The organism is Paraburkholderia sp. D15 (assembly GCF_029910215.1).
Classification (GTDB): Bacteria; Pseudomonadota; Gammaproteobacteria; order Burkholderiales; family Burkholderiaceae; genus Paraburkholderia.
On record NZ_CP110395.1, the window covers coordinates 3654811 to 3679154 of the forward strand.

The 24344-nt window shown below is 63.9% G+C and carries 21 protein-coding genes; 10 read left to right on the forward strand and 11 right to left on the reverse strand.

From position 1 onward, the window contains the following. Nucleotides 1-64 precede the first annotated feature (64 nt). The 3 genes from pdxH to LFL96_RS15830 all read left to right on the forward strand — a co-directional run bounded on the left by pdxH (nt 65) and on the right by LFL96_RS15830 (nt 3454). Complete coding sequence (gene pdxH, locus LFL96_RS15820; RefSeq protein ID WP_280996136.1) at nt 65-706, forward strand: pyridoxamine 5'-phosphate oxidase; 642 nt, start codon at nt 65-67, stop codon at nt 704-706. 141 nt (nt 707-847) lie between these two features. Further along, on the forward strand, nt 848-2062 hold the full coding sequence (locus LFL96_RS15825; RefSeq protein ID WP_280996137.1) for a cyclopropane-fatty-acyl-phospholipid synthase family protein: 1215 nt from the start codon (nt 848-850) through the stop codon (nt 2060-2062). A 75-nt stretch (nt 2063-2137) separates the two neighbouring features. Next, entirely contained in the window at nt 2138-3454 is a 1317-nt protein-coding gene (locus LFL96_RS15830; RefSeq protein ID WP_280996138.1) for a DUF72 domain-containing protein, read from the forward strand. Here the strand turns inward: LFL96_RS15830 and msrA are convergent. After that, nucleotides 3441-3989: a peptide-methionine (S)-S-oxide reductase MsrA gene (gene msrA / locus LFL96_RS15835; RefSeq protein ID WP_280996139.1), complete on the reverse strand. Its 549-nt coding sequence runs from the start codon at nt 3987-3989 to the stop codon at nt 3441-3443. The two genes, LFL96_RS15830 and msrA, sit on opposite strands and share 14 nt — an antisense overlap. Nucleotides 3990-4257: 268 nt before the next feature. Between msrA and LFL96_RS15840 the strand changes: the two genes are divergently transcribed. Next, a complete protein-coding gene (locus LFL96_RS15840) occupies nt 4258-4767 on the forward strand; it encodes a flavin reductase family protein (RefSeq protein ID WP_280996140.1) in 510 nt (169 codons plus the stop codon). A 102-nt stretch (nt 4768-4869) separates the two neighbouring features. Here LFL96_RS15840 and LFL96_RS15845 read toward each other — a convergent pair whose 3' ends face one another. Further along, the gene (locus tag LFL96_RS15845) at nt 4870-5385 is read right to left on the reverse strand and encodes an Lrp/AsnC family transcriptional regulator (RefSeq protein WP_280996141.1); all 516 of its coding nucleotides are present in this window, start codon (nt 5383-5385) and stop codon (nt 4870-4872) included. Between the two features lie 130 nt (nt 5386-5515). Between LFL96_RS15845 and kynB the strand changes: the two genes are divergently transcribed. The 3 genes from kynB to kynA all read left to right on the forward strand — a co-directional run bounded on the left by kynB (nt 5516) and on the right by kynA (nt 8438). Then, a complete protein-coding gene (kynB, locus tag LFL96_RS15850) occupies nt 5516-6160 on the forward strand; it encodes an arylformamidase (protein ID WP_280996142.1) in 645 nt (214 codons plus the stop codon). A 78-nt stretch (nt 6161-6238) separates the two neighbouring features. Further along, on the forward strand, nt 6239-7489 hold the full coding sequence (kynU, locus tag LFL96_RS15855; protein WP_280996143.1) for a kynureninase: 1251 nt from the start codon (nt 6239-6241) through the stop codon (nt 7487-7489). Between the two features lie 10 nt (nt 7490-7499). Next, nucleotides 7500-8438 carry a tryptophan 2,3-dioxygenase gene (kynA, locus tag LFL96_RS15860; protein ID WP_280996144.1) on the forward strand — a complete coding sequence of 313 codons (939 nt, stop codon included), beginning with the start codon at nt 7500-7502 and terminating at the stop codon, nt 8436-8438. A gap of 542 nt (nt 8439-8980) precedes the next feature. On the opposite strand, the gene LFL96_RS15865 is transcribed toward kynA, so the two are convergent. The 8 genes from LFL96_RS15865 to LFL96_RS15900 form a co-directional block, all read right to left on the reverse strand. Further along, complete coding sequence (locus tag LFL96_RS15865; RefSeq protein ID WP_280996145.1) at nt 8981-10120, reverse strand: IS481 family transposase; 1140 nt, start codon at nt 10118-10120, stop codon at nt 8981-8983. Between the two features lie 193 nt (nt 10121-10313). Beyond that, nucleotides 10314-11051 carry an SDR family oxidoreductase gene (locus LFL96_RS15870; protein WP_280996146.1) on the reverse strand — a complete coding sequence of 246 codons (738 nt, stop codon included), beginning with the start codon at nt 11049-11051 and terminating at the stop codon, nt 10314-10316. Next, nucleotides 11048-12592 carry an FGGY-family carbohydrate kinase gene (locus LFL96_RS15875; RefSeq protein ID WP_280996147.1) on the reverse strand — a complete coding sequence of 515 codons (1545 nt, stop codon included), beginning with the start codon at nt 12590-12592 and terminating at the stop codon, nt 11048-11050. Before LFL96_RS15875 ends, LFL96_RS15870 begins: the two co-directional genes overlap by 4 nt. A 150-nt stretch (nt 12593-12742) precedes the next feature. After that, nucleotides 12743-13831, reverse strand: coding sequence for an alcohol dehydrogenase catalytic domain-containing protein (locus LFL96_RS15880; RefSeq protein ID WP_280996148.1), 1089 nt, complete (start codon nt 13829-13831; stop codon nt 12743-12745). 40 nt (nt 13832-13871) lie between these two features. Then, nucleotides 13872-14879, reverse strand: a complete 1008-nt coding sequence (locus LFL96_RS15885; protein WP_280996149.1) for an ABC transporter permease — start codon at nt 14877-14879, stop codon at nt 13872-13874. Further along, nucleotides 14866-16386, reverse strand: coding sequence for a sugar ABC transporter ATP-binding protein (locus tag LFL96_RS15890; RefSeq protein ID WP_280996150.1), 1521 nt, complete (start codon nt 16384-16386; stop codon nt 14866-14868). Before LFL96_RS15890 ends, LFL96_RS15885 begins: the two co-directional genes overlap by 14 nt. Nucleotides 16387-16449: 63 nt before the next feature. Then, nucleotides 16450-17439 carry an ABC transporter substrate-binding protein gene (locus LFL96_RS15895; RefSeq protein WP_280996151.1) on the reverse strand — a complete coding sequence of 330 codons (990 nt, stop codon included), beginning with the start codon at nt 17437-17439 and terminating at the stop codon, nt 16450-16452. Between the two features lie 121 nt (nt 17440-17560). Then, nucleotides 17561-18544 carry an AraC family transcriptional regulator gene (locus LFL96_RS15900; RefSeq protein ID WP_280996152.1) on the reverse strand — a complete coding sequence of 328 codons (984 nt, stop codon included), beginning with the start codon at nt 18542-18544 and terminating at the stop codon, nt 17561-17563. Nucleotides 18545-18931: 387 nt separating this feature from the next. Between LFL96_RS15900 and dalD the strand changes: the two genes are divergently transcribed. From dalD to LFL96_RS15915, 3 genes are all read left to right on the forward strand, one after another. After that, the gene (dalD, locus tag LFL96_RS15905) at nt 18932-20344 is read left to right on the forward strand and encodes a D-arabinitol 4-dehydrogenase (protein WP_280996153.1); all 1413 of its coding nucleotides are present in this window, start codon (nt 18932-18934) and stop codon (nt 20342-20344) included. 225 nt (nt 20345-20569) lie between these two features. Next, nucleotides 20570-22051, forward strand: a complete 1482-nt coding sequence (xylB, locus tag LFL96_RS15910) for a xylulokinase (RefSeq protein WP_280996154.1) — start codon at nt 20570-20572, stop codon at nt 22049-22051. Nucleotides 22052-22137: 86 nt separating this feature from the next. Then, the gene (locus LFL96_RS15915) at nt 22138-23085 is read left to right on the forward strand and encodes a sugar-binding transcriptional regulator (protein ID WP_280996155.1); all 948 of its coding nucleotides are present in this window, start codon (nt 22138-22140) and stop codon (nt 23083-23085) included. A gap of 91 nt (nt 23086-23176) precedes the next feature. Here LFL96_RS15915 and ugpC read toward each other — a convergent pair whose 3' ends face one another. Continuing rightward, nucleotides 23177-24286, reverse strand: a complete 1110-nt coding sequence (ugpC, locus tag LFL96_RS15920; RefSeq protein WP_280996156.1) for a sn-glycerol-3-phosphate ABC transporter ATP-binding protein UgpC — start codon at nt 24284-24286, stop codon at nt 23177-23179. Nucleotides 24287-24344: the final 58 nt, after the last annotated feature.

A 24344-nucleotide genomic window follows, 5' to 3' on the forward strand; every position in this document is an offset into this window, starting at 1 on the left:
TGGCCGCGCGCAAAGAATTTTCTCCCTGGCTATACTGATTGAACTGTAGCGTTCGCATAAGAACATGACCTCACTCGCCGACATTCGAAAAAACTATTCGCTGGGTTCTTTGGACGTTGCCGACATCGACCGCAACCCGTTTCGTCAGTTCGACACGTGGTTCGACCAGGCGGTCGCCGCCCAACTCCCCGAGCCGAATACGATGACGCTCGCCACGGTCGACTCGCGCGGCCGGCCGTCGGCGCGCATTGTGCTGATCAAAGCCGTCGACGAACGCGGCTTCGTTTTCTTCACCAATTACGAAAGCCGCAAGGGCCGCGAACTCGGCGCCAATCCTTACGCCAGCCTGCTGTTTTACTGGATCGAACTCGAACGCCAGGTGCGCGTCGAGGGCAGCATCGTTAAAACCAGCGCTGAAGAAAGCGATGCCTATTTCGCGTCGCGCCCGCTCGGTTCGCGCATCGGCGCATGGGCATCGAATCAGAGTCAGGTAATTGAAAGCCGCTCGCAGCTCGAAACGCGCGAACGCGAAATCAGCGCGCAGTATGGCGACGCGCCGCCGCGTCCGCCGCACTGGGGCGGTTATCGTTTGGTACCCGAAGCAATCGAATTCTGGCAGGGCCGGCCGTCGCGTCTGCACGACCGTCTGCTCTACACGCGTTCGAGCGAACACGGCGACTGGCAGATCTCCCGTCTGTCGCCCTGAAAAGGATTAGAACGCCGTGCGTGCGCCGCCAACGTAGCCGCGCGCGCCGGCCGGATGGCATCTCGCGGCATGGGAGTTGCGCCGCACGGGGCTGCGATCCACACAAGCTTTGCTTTAAATCAACGGACACGGAGAGATCACATGTTCTGGGAGAAGAAGCTGGCGCAGTGGGTGGAAGACGTTAAGACCAAGGCTAACCTGCCTGCAAGACTCGTCCTGTGGGACGGTCAGCAACATGACTTCGGGCAGTTCGCCGCGCCCCGGGTCACGCTACATGTCAAGAGCGCCACGGCGCTGCCCTATCTGCTCGAACCGAGCCTCGACAATCTCGGCGAGGCGTACGTGAAGGGCAAGATCGACATCGAGGGCAAGCTGTCGGACATCATCAACATCGGCTATCAGCTCGCGCGCAGCACCGTCACCAGCGCGAGCAAGCTGGCGCGCGTGCGACGCTATTTCAATCACTCGAAAGCGTCGGACAAGAAGGCGATCCAGTATCACTACGACGTCTCGAACGAGTTCTACAAGCTGTGGCTCGACGAGAACATGGTGTACTCGTGCGCGTACTTCGAGAACGGCGACGAAGATCTCGCCACCGCGCAGATCAAGAAGATCGACCACATCCTCACCAAGATCCAGTTGCAGCCGGGGCAGCGTCTGCTCGACATCGGCTGCGGCTGGGGCGCGCTGGTGTTGCGCGCGGCGCAGAAGTTCGGCGCGCGCTGCGTGGGCGTGACGTTGTCGCAGAACCAGTTCGATCTTGCCACCGCGCGCGTGAAAGCGGCCGGGCTCGAAGACCGGATCGAGATTCGTCTGCAGGATTATCGCGACGTTGCCGGACAGTTCGATCGCATCACCAGCGTCGGCATGTTCGAGCACGTGGGCCGCAAAAATCTGCCGGGCTACTTCGAGAAGATTCGCGATCTGCTGGCCGACGACGGCATCGCGATGAATCACGGCATCACGTCGAGCGATTCGGACAGCGGCGAGACCGCGCTGGGCGGCGGCGAGTTCATCGACCGCTATGTGTTCCCCGACGGCGAACTGCCGCACATCAGCCTCGCGCTCGAAGCGATGCAGCGCGGCGGCCTCGAAGCGGTTGACGTCGAAAGCCTGCGCCGTCACTATGCGCACACGCTGGATTTGTGGGCCGACAATTTCGAGGCGCATGCGGACGAAGCCCGCAAGCTCGTCGACGACGAAAAATTCCGCATCTGGCGCGTGTACCTCGCCGGTTGCGCGTATGCGTTCGAAACCGACGATGTCTCGATCTACCAGGTGGTGTGCCGCAAAGCCGGCCGCAGCGCGAAAACCTTGCCGTGGTCGCGCCGCTATATGTACGACAAACCGCTGTGATCCGGTTGCGCCGCGGCGTCGTGCAGGAGCGGACGAACCGACGCGGCGCAACCTTGAACAGCAGGTCGACGATCGATGGGTCAGAGCGGGACAAGTGAAGTAGAACAGGCCATGAGCGGCGCGTCGGATGCGATGGATGCGACAGCGACATCCGACGCCGCGCAAGGTGAAGCCGTGCAGTTCGATCTGTTCGGCATGCCCGTCGAGCCACATGCCGGCGCGGGCGGCGATCAAGGTAACGTCAAAAGCCACGGCGAGCCGGCAGGGAAAACGCCGCGCACACGCGCCAGGACACGCGACGAAACCGGCCAGGCCACCACGCCCGCCGCCGAGCCACCCAAAAAACGCCGCAGCCGCGAAGTCCTCGCGGCGCCGCCCTCGCCCGAACTCCTCGCGCTCGCCGCCGCGTTGCCGCCGCAGATTCACCTCGGCACATCGACGTGGTCGTTCCCAGGCTGGAACGGCATCGTCTACGGCGACGAATACAGCAACAGCAAACTGTCCCGCGAAGGGCTCACCGCCTACGGCGCGCATCCGCTGCTGAAGACGGTCAGCATCGACCGGTCGTTTTATCAGGCGCTGACCGTCACCGAATACTTGCGCTATGCGCAGCAGGTGCCCGAGCACTTCCGCTTCATCGTCAAGGCGCCGATGACGATCACCGACGCCACCGTGCGCGCCGAACGCGGCGAGCCGGTCTCGCTGAACCCGTGCTTCCTGAACGCGCAGATGGCGATCGACGATTTCGTCACGCCGTGCCTCGAAGGCCTTGGCGCGAAGGCGGGCGCGCTGGTGTTCCAGCTCTCGCCGTTGCCGGATCAGATGCTCGCGCAGCCGGCGGTGTTCATCGAGCGTCTGGCCGAGTTTCTCGCCGCGCTGCCGACGCTGCCCGACGGCACCTGCTACGCGATCGAAATCCGCGATGCGAGTCTGTTGACGCCGCGCTTCATCCGCACGCTGAAGAACGCGGGCGTGCGCTATTGCGTGGGCATTCATGCGCGGATGCCGGACCCGCTACGCCAGGCCGCGGCGCTCGCGCTGCTGGACGGCGAACCGGCCGGGCCGCTGATCGTGCGCTGGAGTCTGCACGGCGGTTTCAAATACGAACAGGCGAAGGCCAAGTACGAGCCGTTCAATCAGCTGGTCGATCACGATCCGGCGACCCGCGCGTCGCTCGCCGAACTGGCCGCGCGCTACGCGCTGGCCGGCCAGCCGGTGGTGATCGCGATCAACAACAAGGCGGAAGGGTCGGCGCCGTTAAGCTGCATGGAGCTGGCGCGGGAAATCATCGAGGCGTATGCGCGTCAGGCTCATGAACACGAGCATGAACCTGATCACGACGGCCGCCGCGACCCGGAGGCCGCACCGCCCTCGCCGCTCACCCCGCCTTGATCCGATGCGCGAACTTCTGCCGGAATTTCGCGACCTTCGGCGCCACGACGAACGAGCAGTACCCCTGATTCGGATGCTGCGCGAAATAGTTCTGATGATAGGCTTCGGCGGCCCAGTAATTGCCGTCTAGCGGCAGCACCTGCGTGACGATCTGGCCATCGTGAATACGCTGTTCGCCGAGTTCGCGAATCGCCTGCAACGCCGTTTCGCGCTGAGCTTCGCCATGCGTGAAGATCACGGACCGATACTGCGTCCCGACGTCGTTGCCTTGCCGGTTCAACTGCGTCGGATCGTGGATCGCGAAAAAAATATCGAGAATCTCGCGGTAGCTGATCTTCGCCGGATCGAAGTCGACGTTGACGACTTCCGCGTGACCGGTCACGCCGTCGCACACCTGCTCGTAAGTCGGATGCTGGGTCTGGCCGCCCGCATAACCCGACTCCACCGCGTTCACACCGTCGACGCCCAGATACACCGCTTCGAGACACCAGAAACATCCGCCACCCAGGGTAGCGACTTCGCCTGTCTGACTCATGTTGCACGCTCCTTGATACGCACAAACGGCCGATGCCGGTTCCGCTTTCCCGCAACGCGCATGCCAACGCCATCACATTCCAGCTTAGCGGCTTTTCCACGGGACAGCGGGACTCGCGGCCGATCCGCCGCGATTGCAGTTAAAATTGGGATAAATCGACGATTTTCACTATGACTTTCGAATCATTTGTTTCCGGCCATGCAAGCGGCGCTCGCAACGGCGTCCCTCCGCGGCATGTCGCGTCATGCGCGTTTCAGGCGACCCGCCGATGAAGCGCGCCAGTCCGCCCAACTTCGATCAGCGCGCGTTCAAGCAGGCGCTCGGCCAGTTCGCCACCGGCGTCACCGTCATTACAACGCGTGCGGCGTCCGGCCAGTTGATCGGCATCACGGCCAGTTCATTCAACTCGGTGTCGCTCGATCCGCCGCTGGTGCTGTGGAGTCTCGCCACGCGCTCGGCGTCGATGCCGGTGTTCCGCGCCAATAGCCATTACGTGGTCAACGTGCTGGCCGCATCGCAACTCGATTTGTGCAAGCGCTTCGCGACCGTGAAGGGCGACCGCTTCGAAGGCGTGTCGCATGCGGAAGGCGACACCGGCATGCCGGTGCTCGATGGGGCCCTGGCCTGGTTCGAATGCCATAACCGCAGCCGGTATGAAGAGGGCGACCACGTGATTTTCGTCGGCGAAGTGGAGCGCTGCGGCATCCACGACCAGGCCGCGGATATCTCGCCGCTGGTGTTTCATGGCGGCCAGTTTCACGGACTCAAGTCGATCTGAACGTAGCGTTTATCGCTGGACGGATTTGCCGGCTCACCGCGCCGTGTTCCAGAAAAATCGCCGCCTGCTAGTGCTAGAGGCGGCGATTTTTTTCAGCGGTCGTCAGCGGTCGTTATGCGCCGCGCCGTGTCCGCTGGTTTTCGTCACCAGTGCGACCGGGACGCCGGAGTCTTCCTTCAGCGTCTGCAGCACGATATTCGAACGGATGTCCATCACGCCGGGCGCCTTGTAGAGACGCTGCAGCACGAAGTCCGAATAGTGTTTGAGGTTGTGCGCGAGGACGCGCAGCAGGTAGTGGGTTTCGCCTGTCACGACGAAGGCGCCCACCACTTCCGGCCAGTCCCGCACCGCTTCGGCGAAGCGTTCGTGCCAGTTCTCCTGGTCGTTGCGCATGGACACCTGCACGAACGCTTCCAGCTCGAACCCCAGCACTTCGCGGTTCAGACAGGCACGGTAATGTTCGATGACACCCTGCTCCTCCAGCAGGCGCAGGCGGCGCAGACAGGCCGATGGCGAGAGCGAGATGCGCTCCGCGAGGTCGAGATTGCTGATCCGTCCTTCTTGCTGAAGCACCGTCAAGATACGGCAATCGGTGGCGTCGAGCGAGATCGCGTTCATATTCGGTCTCCCTTTCCCATTTATATCAAATTATGTTCCAAGACCGGGCCTGGAAGGAGATTTTTTCGCAATCACATTTCGTCGCAAGCCTTCTATCATTTTGAAATAGACACAATCCGATGATGGAGACATGCAAACACTCTGGGACATCTCGCCCGCCGTCGATACGGCGACGCCCGTCTGGCCGGGCGATACGCCGGTCGGCATCGAACGCGTATGGCGCATGGAGGCGGGCTCGCCGGTCAACGTCGCGCGTCTGACGCTGTCGCCGCACACTGGCGCGCACACCGACGCCCCGCTCCATTACGACGCCCAGGGCGCCGCGATCGGCGAGGTACCGCTCGACGCGTACCTCGGCCGATGCCGCGTCATTCATTGCATCGGCGCCGCGCCTGTTGTGACGCCACAACACCTCGACGGCGCACTCGACGACCTGCCGCCGCGAGTCTTACTGCGCACTTACAAAACCGCGCCGGCAACGGCGTGGGACAGCGCGTTCTGCGCGGTCGCTCCGCAGACGATCGACCTGCTTGCCGCGCGCGGCGTGAAGCTGATCGGCATCGATACGCCGTCGCTCGATCCGCAGGAATCGAAGACGATGGACGCCCACCACCGCATCCGCGCGCATCGCATGGCGATTCTGGAAGGCATCGTGCTGGATGCCGTCGCGCCGGGCGACTACGAGTTGATCGCACTACCGCTCAAGCTGACCACGCTCGATGCGAGCCCGGTGCGCGCCGTGTTGCGAGCGTTGCCCGAGCCGGATGCACGCTGAATGCATGGCATCGCAGCGCAGCACCGGCGAAAAAACCCACCCGATTTGATTTGATCTGATTTGACCGACGGAACCACCATGAACCACCGTGAAGACGCCCTCGCGCTCGACAGCGCCGATCCGCTCGCGCCGCTGCGCGACCAGTTCGCGCTGTCGCCGACCACCATCTACCTCGACGGCAACTCGCTCGGCGTGCCGCCGGCCGCCGCCGCGCAACGCGCGCAAACCGTGATCGCCGCCGAGTGGGGCGAAGGCCTGATCCGCAGCTGGAACACCGCCGGCTGGTTCGCGCTGCCGCGCCGCCTCGGCAACAAGCTCGCGCCGCTGATCGGCGCGGCGGACAACGAAGTCGTCGTCACCGATACGATTTCGATCAACCTGTTCAAGCTGCTCTCCGCTGCGTTGCGCGTGGCGAATGCACGCGATCCGAAGCGTCGCGTGATCGTGTCGGAGCGTTCGAATTTCCCGACGGATCTGTACATCGCGCAAGGGCTGATCGAACAACTGGATCGCGGCTATGAACTGCGCCTCGTCGACGATCCGGCCGAGTTGCCCGCCGCCATCGGCGACGACACCGCGGTCGCGATGATCACGCACGTGAACTACCGCACCGGCTACATGCACGACATGGCTGCGCTGACGAAGCTGATCCACGACAAGGGCGCGCTCGCGCTGTGGGATCTCGCGCATTCGGCGGGCGCGGTGCCGGTGGATCTGAACGGCGTCGATGCCGACTATGCGGTGGGCTGCACGTACAAGTATCTGAACGGCGGCCCGGGTTCGCCGGCGTTCGCGTGGGTGCCCAGGCGCCATCAGAATGATTTTGCGCAACCGCTGTCCGGATGGTGGGGACATCGCGCGCCGTTCAGGATGGACCCGGCTTACGAGCCGGACGACGGCATCGGCCGCTTTCTGTGCGGCACGCAGCCGATGGTGTCGATGTCGCTCGTCGAATGCGGGCTCGACGTCTTCCTGCAGACCGACATGCAGGCGATCCGCCGCAAGTCGCTGGCGCTGACGGATCTGTTTATCGAACTGGTCGAAGCGCGCTGCGGCGAGTTTCCGCTGACGCTCGTGACGCCGCGCGAGCATGCGCGGCGCGGCTCGCATGCGAGCTTCGAGCATCCGCATGGTTTCGAGGTGATGCAGGCATTGATCGCGCGCGGCGTGATCGGCGACTATCGCGAGCCGCGCGTCTTGCGCTTTGGTTTTACGCCGTTGTACACGCGCTTCGTGGATGTGTGGGATGCCGTCGAGACGCTGCGCGACGTGCTCGCCAGCGAGACCTGGCGGGCCCCCGAATTCGCCGCGCGCGGCGCGGTGACCTGAGGAGCGGGCGATGAACGATCACATGCAAACGCCCGGATTGCCGGACGAGAAACCGTCGCAGGGATGTCCGTTCGGGCATGGGGCGGCGGAGTCTGCCGGGGAGAGCGCGGGTGCCGCGTCATCTTCCGGCGATGGCTGGCACGATGCTCAGCTCGATTTTTCCGAGTCGATGAGTTACGGCGATTATCTGTCGCTTGGGACGGTGCTTGCCGCGCAGCACCCGTTGTCGCCGGATCACAACGAGATGCTGTTCATCATTCAGCATCAGACGAGCGAGTTATGGATGAAGCTGGCGCTGTACGAGTTGCGTGCGGCGCTGCAGGCGGTGCATCGGGATGAGTTGCCGCCGGCGTTCAAGATGCTGGCACGGGTATCGCGGATCATGGAGCAGTTGGTGCAGGCGTGGAGTGTACTGGCGACGATGACGCCGTCGGAGTACACCGCGATGCGGCCTTACCTGGGGAGTTCTTCGGGGTTTCAGTCGTATCAGTATCGGCAGATCGAGTTTTTGCTGGGCAACAAGAACGCGACGATGTTGAAGCCGCATGCGCATCGGGGTGAGATTTTAGCTGAAGTTAAGGCGTCGCTTGAAGCGCCGTCGTTCTATGACGAAGTTGTGAGGTTGCTGGCGAGGCGAGGATTTCAGATTTCAGCCTCGCGGCTGGAGAGGGATTGGAGTCAGCCTACGGTGCATGATGCTTCGGTTGAGGCAGCGTGGCTGGAGGTGTATCGGAATCCTTCGCAGCACTGGGAGTTGTATGAGATGGCCGAGGAACTCGTCGATCTTGAGGATGCCTTTCGGCAGTGGCGGTTCCGGCATGTGACTACGGTTGAACGGATTATTGGGTTCAAGCAGGGGACTGGGGGGACTAGTGGGGCGGTGTACCTTCGGAAGATGCTGGATGTTGTGTTGTTTCCTGAGCTTTGGCATGTGAGGACGATGTTGTAGTCTGGGTTTGGTTCTTTTTTTGTTCTTTGTTTTGGTTTTTTGTTTTTGCCTTTCCTTGTATTGTTAGTGGTCCATTAGTGTTGCCCCTGTGCGGGGCGGCACCTACTTCTCTTTGCCGCGGCAAAGAGAAGTAGGCAAGAGAAAGCCGCTTTGAACCGCCAGCTCATAAGCGGGACTCTCGCACAGTATTGTTAGTGGTCCATCTGGAATCCGTGTTCTCGCGCATTTTGCCGTGATGGTACAGCAGTCATGCTTCCGGCGGCGCTACGCGCGCCCCGGGTAAATCCAACGCCGCCCTTCGGTTCGGGGTGGACCGTGCCGGCGAGCGCGCGGCGCGAGACGGAATGAATGAGTCCTTTGTCACAAACGCGGAATGTGCGAGGGCACTGATTCCAGATGGACCACTAACAATACTGCGCGAGGGGCCCGCTTAAGAGTTAGCGGTGTGAGCGGCTTTCTCTTGCCTACTTCTCTTTGCCGCGGTGTTTAGACCGGAGACATAGGTAACAGACGTGCGGAGACATGGGTAACACATGATCCGCTCATTCCTGCTGGTTCAGGTTGATGGTTCCGAAGCGATGATGCGCAAAAAACAGGTCGTAGCAGTTCTCTTCACCGACGCGCGCGCGGATGGCCACGGGCAGGTTCTGCAATGCATTTGATACCTTGAATCGCCGGTTCCTGAAGCGTAGTTCGCCGTTCCACTTCACGCACTGCACGTGATCGTTTTCGCCGTACTCGATTGGCGGCAGGATCTCCGGATAGGCGCGCGGACTCGGTCGATAACGCGTAACCGGGGTCGCCATGTCCAGCGCTTGATGTGGGCGCTGATGGTTGTAGACCGTGCGCCACTCATCGAACGCCTGCTGCGCGCTGGACAGATTCCTGAAGTGGCGTCCGGCGATCACCTCGGCCTTCAGCGTGCGGTGAAACCGCTCCTCCTTGCCGTTGGTCTGCGGATGCGCCACGCGACTGTGTGACAGGCGCACACCCAGCCGGATGAGCCAGATGGCCAGTTCGGTCAACTGGCCCGGCTGGCTGGGGCTGCCCCACGGCGAACCGTTGTCCGCGTTGATGCGCCGCGGCAGCCCGTAGCGGCGGAAGGTGCGCTGCAGATGATGCTGCACGATCCGGGTGTCGGTGCGAATGCAGGCATCGAGCGTCACGTTGTAGCGCGAATGATCGTCCAGCAGGGTCAGGGGCGAACAGTGGCGGCCGTCCTGCAGGTCGAACCAGCCCTTGAAATCCATCTGCCAGAGATCGTTGGGCTGTGCATGCTCGAAGCGCTGCCAGGCCGTGGCGGCCTCGGAGGCGGCCGGGTCGATGAGCCCGTGACGATGCAGGATGTCCGTCACGGTACTCGGGGCCGGCACGTCCCTGTGGCCCAGATCGCACAGACGCCGGCTGATCTTGCGTCCACCCCAGGCGGGGTGTGCCCGCCGCAGTTCGACTACCTGCTGCTCGACTGACGGTGGCGTGCGCGCCGGATTCTGCAGGGGGCGGCGCGAGTGATCTGTCAGCGCGGCAACGCCGCCCTGCGCGTGGCGCTCAAGCCACTTGTAGCCGGTCTTCGGACTGATGCCAAAGCGCCGGCACAGGTCGCGACGGTTGGCGCCTTCCTGCAAGGCCAGATGGACGAATTCCAGACGCAGATTCATGGTGTCTCTCGGATTCCAGGGCATGACCGGCTCCAGGCGATTCGCTCGCCAAGAGTGTTACCCATGTCTCCGTACACCCGTTACCTATGTCTCCGGTCCATACACCGCCGCAAAGAGAAGTAGGTGCCGCCCCGCACAGGGGCAACGCAAATAGACCACTAACAATACAAGGAAAGGCCAAAAAAACCAGAAACAAACCAGAAACAAACCCCACCCCCTACCGAACGGTATACCCCCCATCAACCGCCAAACAAACCCCACTAACCATAGAAGCCGCCCCACTCAAAAGAAACAACACCACACTAGCAATTTCAGAAGGCTCAGCAAACCTCCCCAGCGGAATGGCCTTCAACGCCGGATCACGCTTCGCAGGATCACTCCATGCCTGCACCGCCATAGGTGTCAACGTAACAGTAGGATTAACGCTATTAACGCGAATCCCCAAACCCCCAAGCTCGACACACAAAGCACGCGTCACCGCATCAAGCGCAGCTTTGGAAGCCGAATAACTCAAATGCTCATCAAGCGCGACCAGCGCCGCCTGACTGGACACATTGACGATACTGCCAGCACGCCGACCTTCGATCATCCCGCGCGCCACATGCTTGGCCACCAGAACCGCGCCGCGCGCATTCACCGCCATCACGCGATCGAAACTCGCCCCGGTGGTATCCACCGCCTTCTCCAGCAATGCAATCCCCGCGCAATTCACCAGCCCGTCAAACACCCCCAGCGTCGCGAATACATCGTCAATCGCCGCTTCATCGCTCACGTCCAGCGCCAACGGCTCGCAGCCCGTCTCCTCCGCAAGCCGCGCCAGCTCGCTCACGTTGCGCGCCGCCGCCACCACCTCGGCGCCGCTGGCACACAGAGCCTCGACCGTCGCCCGCCCAATGCCGCTCGACGCCCCCGTCACCAGGATCGATCGTCCGGAAAAATCAAAAGTAGCATTCATGATGTCTGCAACCGATGCATGACCGGCTTCAACGCCGGATACAAATCCGTATAAACGCCGAAGCGCTGCTCGTATAGCGCCATCCGCGCGGCGTCAGGCTGCGCGCGCTCGATCAGCGTCACCCACCCGCCTTGCGCCTGCTCGCGCGATACCAGCCCCACGCCGACCCCCGCCAGTAACGCCGCGCCCATCGCCGCCTCGACATCCTGCTCGATCGTGTACACCGGATAACCCGTGACGTCCGCGATAATCTGCATCCACAGATCCGAATGCGCGGCGCCCCCCACCACGATCAACTTGTCGTCGAGCGATAACGCGCCTTTGCGTCCCGCCTCGATGTTGTGCTTCAACGCGAACGACACACCCTCCAGCACCGCGCGATACAGATGCGCACGCGTGTGGAACAGACTCAGTCCCACGAACGCGCCGCTCGCCTTCGCGTCCCACACCGGACTGCGCTCGCCCATCAGATACGGCAGGAACATCACGCCGTCCGAACCGGCCGGCACCCTGCCCGCCGACTCCTCCAGCAATCGATGCGGGTCGCCATGCGGCGTCGCGCGCGCGGCCTCGATTTCGGCATGACAGAACTGCTCGCGGTACCACGTCACCGACGCGCCTGCCGTGATCGCACCGCCGAATACATAGATGTCGCGCTGCCCGTTGAACACGTGGGGCATGCTGATCAAACCGTGCCGCGCATCGACGCTCTGGTTGATGTAGCCCCAGCACATGCTCGTGCCGATCATCGCGACGTGTTGTCCCGCGCGCGTGACGCCCGCCGCGAACGTCGCCATCGCCGCATCCACGCCGCCCGCGACGATCGCCGTGCCCGCTTCCAGCCCCAGTTGGGCCGTCCACTGCGACAGCAATCCGCCCACCACGTCCGACGATTCGACCAGGCGCTCCGGCATCATCGTGGCGGGAATGCCGAGCATGTCGAGCGCTTCGTCGGACCAGTCGCGCCGCGCAATGTCGTAGATGCCGCCGATGTTGCCCGCCGAACTGTGATCGACCGCGACCTCGCCCGTCAGCATGTAGATCACGTACGCATTCGGCGGCAGGAAGTAGCGCGTGCGTGCCCACACTTCCGGCTCGTTATCGCGCAGCCACAGCATCTTCGTGTAACCGTAATAGCTGTCCACGCCGTTGCCGGTGATCGTATAAAGCCGTTCGAGATCGACATTGCCGCGCGCCCACTCGACTTGCGCGGTGGCGCGCCGGTCCATCCAGATCAGGCACGGATACAGCGGCTGCATATCGCTGTCCACCGGAATGCCCGAGCCGCCGTACAGGCTGCTCACGCACACCGCCTTGATCGATTGCGCGGCGACGCCGGCTTCCCGCGCCTTCGCGACGCATCCGGCGATGCACGCCACCACCGCCTTGAACCACACCGCCGGCCATTGCTCGGCCCACAACGGCCTGGGCGTGTCCGGCTGATAGCTCGACGCATGTTGCGCGACGATCGCGCCGTGCTGATCGACGAGCAGCGCCTTGGTGCTCTGCGTGCCGATATCGACGCCGATGACGTAATCCATACTGTCTCCGTTTTATATGCCGCTGCTGCGCGGCAGCGTTAGCGACCGCGACCGCTGCCGCCCGAAGCACGCGCGCGAGCCGCCGATCGACTCGACGACTCGCGGCACACAAAGCGCGGCTCGCGACTCATGCATGCCGCCCAGACACGCTCATCCGCGCGGCTTCAACAGCACCTTGATCGAATCGAGCGAATTGGCGATCTTGATCGCCTCGTCCCATTCTTCCAGCGAAAAACCGTGCGTGACGATGCCCTTCGACGTCACGAGTCCGCGCGCCAGCAGATCGATCGCGATCGGGTAGCAATACGGCCCGAGATGCGCGCCGCGCACGTCGAGTTCCTTGCGGTCGCCGATCACCGACCAGTCGAGCGTGGTGTCCGCGCCGAACACCGAAAATTCGACGAAGCGCCCAAGCTTGCGAATCAGATCCATGCCCTGGTTGACGCCGATCGGCGCGCCGGTGGTTTCAATATACACATCGCAACCGTAGCCGTCAGTGAGCGAATGGATGATCTCCAGCGCGTTGTCCTGCTTCGGATTGATCGTCACGTCGGCGCCGTATTCGCGGGCAAGCGCAAGGCGTTCTTCCACCAGATCGATCACCACCAGTTTCTTCGGCGTCTTCAGATGCGCAATCTGCGTCATCATCAGACCGAGCGGCCCCGCGCCCGCGATCACCACCACGTCGTCGAGCTGCAGGTCGCCACGGTTGACGGTGTGGATCGCGCAGGCCAGCGGTTCGATGATCGCGGCATCTTCCAGCGAAATGCCGTCCGGAATCTTGTGCACGATCGCGGTGGGCGGAATGCGCATGTACTCGGCCATGCCGCCGTCCGCGACTTCGCGCTGAAAGCCGAAGATGTTGTGCACTTCGCACATCCAGTACTGCCCGGATCTGCAATAGCGGCATTTGCCGCACGGCACGATCTGTTCGGCGATCACGCGATCGCCGACCTGCACGCCAAAGTGTTCCGCGCCGCCCTCGCCGATTTCCTCGACGAAGCCGAAGAACTCGTGGCCGGGAATCACCGGTGCCTTCACCCATGGGCTCGGTCCGCCCCAGAACATTTTCGCGCCGGAATGGCACTTGCAATCGCTGGCGCAGATCCCGCACGCGGCGATACGGATCACCAGCTCATGCGCGCGCGCCGTGGGTTTCGACACCTGTTCGACGCGATAGTCTTTCGGTGCATGACAGACGATGGCTGTCATGTTCTGCTTGTCGGTTTGAGTCGTCATCGCAATGGTCCTGCTGAGGGAAAGGGAAGTCGGGAGAGCGTTACTTTCTACGGTCGCGGCTGATGTAGATCGCCAGCAGAATGATTCCGCCCTTGATCACGTTCTGCACGTACGGATTGACGCCGACCATGTTCAGGCCGTTGTTCAGCACACCGAGCAGCAACGCGCCGATCAGGGTGCCGACGATCGAACCGCGGCCGCCCGAGATCGACGTGCCGCCCATCACCACGGCGGCAATCGCATCGAGTTCGAAGCCGACGCCCGCGTTCGGCTGGCCGCTCATCAGACGCGCGGTCAACACGATCGCGGCGAACGACGAGGTCAGGCCGGCGATCGTGTAGACGATCAGCTTCACGCGCGCCACCCGCACGCCGGACAGTCGCGTCGCCTGTTCGTTGCCGCCGATCGCGTACACGTAACGGCCGAACGGCATGCGCTCCAGCAGCAGCCACGCGATCGCGTAGATCACCACCATGATCACGACCGGCGCCTGCACGCCGAGAATCTTGCCGCTGCCGAAGAACGCGACCCAGTCGGGCAAGCCGTCGATCGGATAACCGCCGGTGTAGATCAGCGCGAGGCCGCGCGCGATACCCATGGTGGCGAGCGTCACGATGATCGGCGGCATGCCGGCGAAGGCGACGAAGAAACCGTTCGCCGCGCCGAAGCCGAGGCCGACCGCGACGCCGACGGCGAGCGCCGCGACCGCGTTCATGCCGGCCACCATCAGGCCGGCGGCAAGCGTGCCCGCGAGCGCCATCACGGAGCCGACCGACAGATCGATGCCGCCGGTCAGAATCACGCAGGTCATCCCCACAGCGATGATCGCGTTGATCGACACCTGCCGCAGCACGTTCTCGATGTTGGCGGCGGAGAGGAAGCTATCGCTCGCGAACACCATCACGATGCAGACCACCACGAGGCCGATGAACGGATAGAACAGCGTCGAGCGCTTCAGCGCGGCCCACGTGAAGCGAACCGGCGCACCGGGCGTATCGCTGCTGACCGTCGAGGTCTTCGGCGAAGAAGAAGGATTAGGCGTGTTCATGTTTCGCTCCCAGCGAACCGGCGGTTGCATAAGTCATCACGGCGTTCGAGTCGATCTGTCCGCCTTCGAGCATCGCTTCGATGCGGCCCTGGCGGAACACCGCGACGCGGTCGCACATGCCGACGATCTCCGGCAGTTCGGACGAGATCATGATGATCGAGTAGCCGCGCGCGGTGAGTTCGCGCATCAGCAGATAGATTTCGGCTTTGGCGCCGACGTCGATGCCGCGGGTCGGTTCGTCGAAGATCAGGATGTTGGTGTGATGGTTCAGCCAGCGCGCGATCACCACTTTCTGCTGATTGCCGCCGGACAGCGTCGCGACTTCGGTGTGCATGGTCGGCGCCTTCACGCCGACGCGCTTCATGATGTCGGCGGTGGCGCGCGCCTCGCTGCGCTGATCGATAAAGAACCGCAGCGACGGATACTTGCCGAGGTTGTTGATCGAAATGTTCTGCTTGATCGAGAAGTCGGTGATGAGCCCTTCGGTCTTGCGGCTCTCCGGCAGAATGCCGACGCCGGCGCGCAATGCATCGGCGGGATCGGACAATTTCGCGGCGGCGCCGTTGATGTGAATCTCCTTCACGTAGGCCGGGTCCGCGCCGATCACCGCAAGCGCGGTCTCCGTGCGCCCCGAACCGACCAGTCCCGCGAAGCCGAGAATCTCGCCCTCGCGCAGCGAAAAACTCAGCACGGGGCTGTCCTTCGTCAACTGCAGCCTGCGCACGTCGAGCACGGTCTTCGCGTCGGCGCGCAGCGGCGGCTTCGGCGGAAAACTGCTTTCGATGCGGCGCCCCACCATCATCTCGACGAGATGACCCACGTTGGAGTCCGACACTGCCGTCATGCCAACGTATTGCCCATCGCGCAGCACGGTGATGCGGTCGCACACCTCGAAGATCTCTTCGAGGTGATGCGAGATGAAGATCATCGCCACGCCCTGCCCTTTCAGATCGCGCATGATCGCGAACAGGTGTTCCGCCTCGGCGGGCGTGAGCGTCGCGGTCGGCTCGTCGAGAATCAGAATGCGCGCTTCGAGCGACAACGCCTTGCCGATTTCGACGAACTGCTGCTGCGCGACCGACAGCTCGCGAATCGGCACCGACAGATCGATCGCCACGCCGAGCCGCTGAAAGATCGCGGCCGCCGCGCGGCGCATCTTGCCGCGTTCGAGCAGACCCAGGCCGTTCTTCATCTCGCGGCCGAGAAACATGTTCTCCACCGCATTCAGATACGGAATCAGGCTGAACTCCTGGAACACGATGCCGACGCCCGCCGCCACCGCGTCGTGGTAATTGCCGAAGTTGCGCGCCTCGCCGTCGATCGTGATCGTGCCTTCATCGGGCTGATAGATGCCGCACAGGATTTTCATCAGCGTCGATTTACCGGCGCCGTTCTCGCCGAGCAGCGCGTGAATCTCGCCGCGCGCGATGTCGAGATGAATGCCTTGCAGCGCCTTCACGCCGGGAAAGCTCTTGGTGATGTTCTCGAGTTTCAGAATGGTGTCCATCGGCTGCTCCTCTGCCGCGCCGCCATCGTCTTCATTGCAACGGATGGCGGCGCGCCTGTCGTCTTACCAGCTGAAACCCTTCGCATTGCTCTTGTCGATCATCTTCACGTCGACCGGAATCGCCTTCGGCACATTGGCGCCCCACTTCTTCGCGAGCGCGATGCCGAGCGCGATGCGCACCTGATCGGCTGGGAATTGCGCGGAGGTTTCGATGAACTTCGAGTTCGGCTTCTGGATCGCGGCGATCGCTTCCGGCGCACCGTCGACGCTGGTCAGCTTGATGTCCTTGCCCGACGATTCGATCGCCGACAGCGCGCCCATCGAGCCGCCGTCGTTCACGCTGAACACGCCCTTCAGATTCGGATGCGCCTGAATCATGTTCTCCGTGACGGACAACGCGGTCGCGCGTTCCTGCTTGCCGTTCTGCGTGTCGACGAGCTTGATGCCCGGCACCTTCGCGAGCGCCGCCTTGCAGCCGCGCACGCGTTCGAGAATCGGCACGACCGGAATGCCGTCGAGAATCGCGACCTCGCCGCTGCCGCCGATCGATTTCGCCAGATACTCGCAGGCCATTTCGCCGGCGTCGTAGTTCTTCGAGCCGACGAACGAATCGACCGGGCCATTCGCGTTCGCATCGACGGCGACCACCACCACGCCCGCCTTTTTCGCCGACGTCACCGCCGACTGAATGCCGGTCGAGTCGGTCGGATTCACCAGCAGGATGTCGATCTTCTTCTGCAGCATGTCCTCGACGTCGCTGACCTGTTTGCTGACGTCGTGGTGCGCGTCGGTCACGACCACGGTCGCGCCGATCGATGCGGCCGCGTCGTTGAGCGCCTTTTGCATCGTCACGAAATACGGGTTGTTCAACTCCTGGAACGTCATGCCGATCTTCAGCGGCGCGGCCTGCGCGGCCTGCGCGGCCTGCGCGGCCGGCGCGGCCGGCGCGGCGATCAGCGTCAGCCCGAAAGCGAGCGCCGCGAAGGCCGCCGCGCCGCGGGAAAACGATTGGATCGTCGTGCGCGGGGCGGGGGTGGAAGCGAATTGCGTCATGGTTGTCTCCGTTTTTAAAGTGAGCACGTCCGTCACGCCGTCGTGAGACGGCGCGAGACGAGTTGAAACGCGGGTGAAGTGAAACGCTTCGGCTAACGCGTCAGCGGGAAACGGCGGAAAGCTAGGTAGGTGGATAAGCGGCGGCGGCGACGCTGCGCGGCAGTCCGGGCGCCAGCACGATGGCCGGCGCATCGACGATGCCCACGCCGCGCGCGGCGGCCTCCTCGGAGGCGTCGCGGCTCGCGTCGTTCAGTTGCTGATAGCGGCGGAACTTCGAAGGCGCCATGCCCTTCACCGCGAGAAATTGCCGGTTGAAATTCGACAGGTTGTTGAAGCCCGCCTTGAAACAGATATCGGTCACGCTCAGCTCGCCGTCCGTCAGCAACTGGCACGCGAGATTGATGCGCATGCGGTTCACGTACTGCACGAACGGCAGCCCGGTATGACGGCGGAAGTAGCGCGAGAACGCGCTGACGCTCTGCCCCGCGAGTTGCGCGAGATCCGCTTCGCGCAATTCGTTCGCGAGGTTCTTGCCGATGTACGACAGCACGTGATTGATGCGGGTCGACGCGAAGCTGTTCGGATCGGCCTGATACGCAGGGCTCGCCAGCGTCTCGCGGTCGGTGGCGGTCATCAGGATGTCGAGCATCGACATGAACAGCACCAGCCGGCGCAGCCCGCGCGCATGCAGCAGTTCGAGAAACAGCGGCTTGATCGCCTCGCTGGTTTGCGTGCCGAACGACACGCCGCGGCACGAGTCGGCAAGCAGCGACTCGACCTGGCGCCACTCCGGAAAACTGTCGACGCAACCCGCCACGAACTCCTGACCGAACTGCACGACCAGATTGCGCTGCGCGATGGTCTCGCCCTCGGGCACGTCGCTCACCCAGTTGTGCGGCAGGTTCGGTCCCATCAGCACCAGATTGCCCGGCGTGTAATTGCTGATGTGGTCGCCGACGAACATCTTGCCGGTCGTCGCGACGATCAGGTGAATCTCGTACTCCGGGTGGAAATGCCAGCGCACCGTGCGATACGGATAGCCATGCGACCACACTTTGAACGATTCGTCGCGGCGCACGGCCACGAGTTCGAGATCGGGTTGCACTGTCTGCCTCCATGAAGCGGCTCGCCGGGGGCGCCGCTAACCTTCGTCTTGTATAGCGAAAAGTAGCCTTCAAATGCGCGCGCCACCACTAAAAATGAAACCGCGGACCGATACTTTTTTGCATTCGGGTTAGTCCTGACGCCGAACAGGTCAAATTTGATGCAATGCAATACGCACGAAACGGCACGACAACGCACGTCCAATGTACGGCCGCGCAGCGCGAAACGCCGCCGGACGCCTTGCCACGCCGCGCTGCGCCACGAAAACGTACGGACCTCGCCTTGACATTCGTATCGCCGGGTACGATCATTCGCTCACAGACAGAGCAAATGCTCCATAAACGCCCCGCTGCGAGCCGGGCGAGCCAAGGACATTCAGGAGACGTACATGAACAGCGGGCAAGGCAGCGGCGCGGCCGCACACGTGATCCTGCACATCGGCGCGGGATCGTTTCATCGCGCGCATCAGGCGTGGTATCTGCATCGGCTGAACGAGGCCCAGGTGCCCGGCGAGCCGCACTGGTCGCTGACGGTGGGCAACATCCGCGGCGACATGAATGCGGTGCTCGACGCGCTCGCCGCGCAGCACGGCGTCTACACGCTGGAGACCGTCACGCCGCAGGGCGAGCGCGCCTACGAAACGATCCGTTCGATCGAGCGCGTGGTGCCGTGGACCGACAGCCTCGACGGGCTGATCGAAGCCGGCGCCGATCCGGCCTGCAAGATCATCGCGTTCACCGTCACCGAGGGCGGCTATTACCTCGACGAAGACGACGAACTCGACACCGCGAATGCCGATCTCGCCGCCGACCTGAACGGCGGCCACACCACCATCTACGGCGCGCTCGCGGCCATTCTCGACGCACGCATGAAGCGCGGCGCGGGCCCGGTCACGCTGCAGACCTGCGACAACCTGCGCAGCAACGGCGAGCGCTTCCACGCGGGCATGAGCGAGTTTCTCGAGCGGCGCGGCGCGAACGAACTCGCGCAATGGTTCGACGACAACACCGCATGCCCGAGTTCGATGGTCGATCGCATCACGCCGCGCCCCACGCCGGACGTGCGCGAACGCGTGAAGGCCGCGACCGGCGTCGACGATGCGTGCCCGGTGATGGGCGAAGCGTTCATCCAGTGGGTGATCGAGGACAACTTCATCGCCGGCCGGCCCGCATGGGAAAAGGTCGGCGCGGAACTGGTGGACTCGGTGCTGCCGTACGAGGAAGCGAAGATCCGCATCCTGAACGCGCCGCATAGCTGCATCGCGTGGGCGGGCACGCTGGTCGGCCTGAACTTCATCCACGAAGGCACGCTCGACGCGGACATCAACAAGTTCGCGTTCGACTACGTGACCGAAGACGTGATTCCGTGTCTCACGCCGAGTCCGCTCGATCTCGAACGGTATCGCGACGTGGTGCTCGAACGCTTCAGCAATCCGTTCATCCAGGACACCAACCAGCGCGTCGCGGCGGACGGCTTCTCGAAGCTGCCCGGCTTCATCGCGCCGACGCTCGCCGAGTGTTTCGAGCGCGGCGTCACGCCGGCCGCCACCGCGATGCTGCCGGCGCTGTTCTTCCGCTTCCTGCAACGCTGGCAGGCCGGCGAATTGCCGTACGCGTATCAGGACGGCGTGATGGACGAAAACGTCGCGCGCGGTTTCTTCGCCGCGCCCGATCCGCTGAAGGCGTTCGCCGCCGATCGTCTGCTGTGGGGCAGCATGGCGCAAACGCCGGAGCTGGAATCGGCGCTCGAAGGCGCGCTCGCGCGTGTCGACGTGTGGCTGGCCAAACGCGGCGCGGCATAACGCGTCGATCGTGGGGCGCCTGACCGTACCGGGATTCACGATTCACCGTACCAGCAGGCGGCCCGCGAAAACGCAACCCGCCCGACTCATCGCGCCGCACCTCGCACGGCTCACGCCACGCGAGGCGCGAGCACAAAATGCACAGCCGCCAGGCTTAATGCGCATGGCATCGCTCGCCATGTGCGGCTAAAGTAGCGCATCTCCAACGACGAAGGTTCCGCGCCCATGTATCTCGGCATCGACCTCGGCACGTCCGAAGTGAAAGTCCTGCTGCTCGCCTCCGATGGTCGCGTGATCGGCACGGCAGGCTCTCCATTTACCGTTTCGCGCCCGCATCAACGCTGGGCCGAGCAGAATCCCGAAGACTGGTGGACCGGCACACGCAGCGCGCTCACCGCGCTGCGCGCGAAATATCCGGACGAGTTCGCGCAGATCCGCGGCATCGGCCTGTCGGGTCAGATGCACGGCGCGGTGCTGCTGGACGCGCAGGACCGCGTGTTGCGCCCGGCGATCCTGTGGAACGACATGCGCAGCGACAAGGAGTGCGCGGAGCTGACTGAGCGCGCGCCCGACCTGCACAGCGTGGCCGGCAATCTGGCCATGCCGGGTTTCACCGCGCCGAAGTTGCTGTGGGTCGCGCGCCATGAACCCGATATCTTCGCGCAGACCGCCTGCGTGCTGCTGCCGAAGGACTATCTGCGTCTGCAACTGACGGGTGGCAAGGTGTCCGATCCATCGGATGCGGCGGGCACGCTGTGGCTCGACGTCGCCAAACGCGACTGGTCCGACTCCCTGCTCGCGGCCTGCGACATGACGCGCGCGCAGATGCCGGACCTCGCCGAGGGCAGTGCGCCGTCCGGCACGCTGCTGCCCGCGGTGGCGCGTGAATTCGGTCTGCAGGACGGCGTGATCGTCGCGGCGGGCGGCGGCGACAACGCCACCAGCGCGATCGGCATCGGCGCCACGCAACCGGGCGACGGCTTCGTGTCGCTCGGCACCTCGGGCGTGCTGTGCGTGGTCGGCGACAGCTTCCGGCCGAACCCGGCTTCGGCGGTGCATGCGTTCTGCCACGCGATTCCGGATCGCTGGCATCAGATGAGCGTGGTGTTGTCGGCGGCGAGCTGTCTGCGCTGGGTCTGCAAGCTCACCTCCACCGACGAGCCCACGCTGCTCGCCGAGATCGAAGCGCTGCCGGCCGATGCGCTCACCACCGCGCCGCTGTTCCTGCCATACCTGTCCGGCGAGCGCACGCCGCACAACGACCCGTACGCGCAAGGCGTGTTCTTCGGCATGAATCACGCGACGGACCGCGCGCTGCTCGGCTACGCGGTGCTCGAAGGCGTGACGCTCGCGCTGACCGACGGCCTCGACGCCCTGCGCGCGGCCGGCACCGAAGCGAAGGCGCTGTCGCTGCTGGGCGGCGGTGCGCGCAGCGACTACTGGGCACAACTGCTCGCCGACGCGCTCGACACCGCCACCCGTAAGCACGGCGGCGGCGAAACCGGCGCGGCGCTCGGCGCGGCCCGTCTCGGCTGGCTCGCGGCGGGCGGCGACCCGGCCACCGTGCTGAGCAAACCGCCGATCGAAAAGGAATTCACGCCGAATCCGCGCCGCCACGCCGAACTGCGCGTGCGGCTCGACGCGTATCGCGCGTTGTATCGCCACGTGCGGCCGCTGTTCGATCCGGCGCGCGCGCCGCTCGCCTGAGCTGAGCGACGGCAAGCCGCGGCCGGTCCCCGTGGAGACGACGGGACCGGCTGCTATCATCCGCGCACAACAAGCGAGCCGTTATCGTGTCCAAGTCCACAGAAAAACTAGATCTTGCAACTCGCGCCGCCTGGCTTTACTACGTCGCCGGCAATACCCAGAACGAGATCGCCGAAAAGCTCCAGGTGTCGCGCCCGGTCGCGCAACGGCTGGTCGCCTTCGCCGTCGAGAAGAACCTGATCCGCGTGCGCGTCGATCACCGGCTGGCCGACTGCCTGTCGCTCGCCGATCAACTGTCGAAGCGCTACGGCCTCAGCATGTGCGAGGTCGTGCCGGTGGACAGCGACACGCCCGAGGAAGTCGACCGCAAGCTGGCGGTGGCCGGCGCGCAGGTGATGGAGCGTCATCTGAACGAAGACAGGCCGATGGTCGTGGCGGTCGGCAGCGGCCGGACGCTGAAGGCGTCGGTCGATCAGATCGCGCAGCTGGAGCGTCCGCAGCACCGGTTGGTATCGTTGGTCGGGGCGATCGCCCAGGACGGCTCCTCGAACCGTTACGACGTCGCGCTGCACATTTCCGAGAAGACCGGCGGCAAGCATTTTCTGCTGCCCGCGCCGTTGCTCGCCGATAGCGAGGCGGAGCGCGCGCAGTGGTGCAATCACCGGCTGTACCGGATCGTCGAAACGCTCGCGGCCGAGGCCGATGTGGCGTTCGTCGGGGTCGGCAATATCGGGCCGAAGTGTCCGCTGTACGAAGACGGCTTCATCACGTCGGGCGAAGTGGACGAGATGATGGACGGCGGCGCCGTCGCCGAAATGCTCGGCCTGCCGATCGATGCGACCGGCGCCCATGTCGAATCGCCGACCGGCCGCCGCGTGACCAGCCTGCCGCTCGATTCGCCGCCGCGCCGGCCGACCATCGGCTTTGCCGGCGGCGAGCGCAAGCGCGAGGCATTGATCGCGGTGCTCAAGGGCGGATGGCTGTCGGGGCTCGTGACCGACGAGCTATGCGCGCGGGCTGCGCTGGCGGCCTAGGACGCGGCGAGCCTGACGGCCCCGGCGGATAGAAAGAAGCGGCGCATTGAAGTGAAATGCGCCGCTTTTTTCATGTCCAGGGTCACGCTCATCAAGCGGCCAGCACTTCCACGATCTTGCGCATGAACGCCTTGCCGTTGCTATCGAACAGATGGCAATGCTCGGGCGTCGCGCCGAGCTTCAGCGTCTCGCCCTTCGTATGCCGTTCGAGCGGCGGAATCCGCGCGATCAGACCGTCCGGCGCGACGCTCGATTCGGCGTACAGATACGCCGCATCCCCGAGCGATTCGACCGCCATGGTGCGCGCCGAAATACCGTCCTCGCTCGCGCCGACGTGCAGATGCTCGGGGCGAATGCCGACCGTCACCTTGTCGCCCTGCTTGACCGCGCCCGGCTCCACCGCGACGCGCTGGGTTTCGCCGGTTTCGTAGTGCACCGTGACGCCGTCGTGCGTGACCGACTGCACCACGCCTTCCATGAAGTTCATCTTCGGCGAGCCGATGAAACCCGCGACGAAGCGGTTGGCCGGCGCGTGATACAGCATGGTCGGACTGCCCACCTGTTCCAGATTGCCCGCCGACAGCACGACGATCTTGTCGGCCAGCGTCATCGCCTCGACCTGGTCGTGCGTCACGTAGATCATCGTGGTCTTCAGCTCGTCGTGCAGACGCGCGAATTCGAGGCGCATCTTCACGCGCAGCGCGGCGTCGAGATTCGACAACGGTTCATCGAACAGGAACACCTTCGGCTTGCGCGTGATCGCGCGGCCGATCGCCACGCGCTGCCGCTGGCCGCCGGACAGTTGCTTCGGCTTGCGATCGAGCAGATGGTCGATGTGCAGGATCTTCGCCGCATTGCGCACCGCCGCGTCGATTTCCGGCTTTTTGGTGCCCGCGAGTTTCAGGCCGAACGCCATGTTGTCGTACAGCGTCATGTGCGGATAGAGCGCGTACGACTGGAACACCATCGCGATGCCGCGCTTGGCGGGCACGACGTCGTTCACGCGCACGCCGTCGATGGTCAGATCGCCGCCGCTGATGTCTTCGAGGCCGGCGATCATCCGCATCAGCGTCGATTTACCGCATCCGCTCGGGCCCACGAACACGACGAACTCGCCGTCCGCGATGTCGAGGTTGATGTCGCGCATCACCTCGTTGTCGTCGTAGGCCTTTCTGATGTTGCGCAGAGTTACGCTTGCCATGATGTGTCTCCGTGTAATGCTGTTGTTGCCCTGTCTATGACGTTCTGCCGCCGGGTAC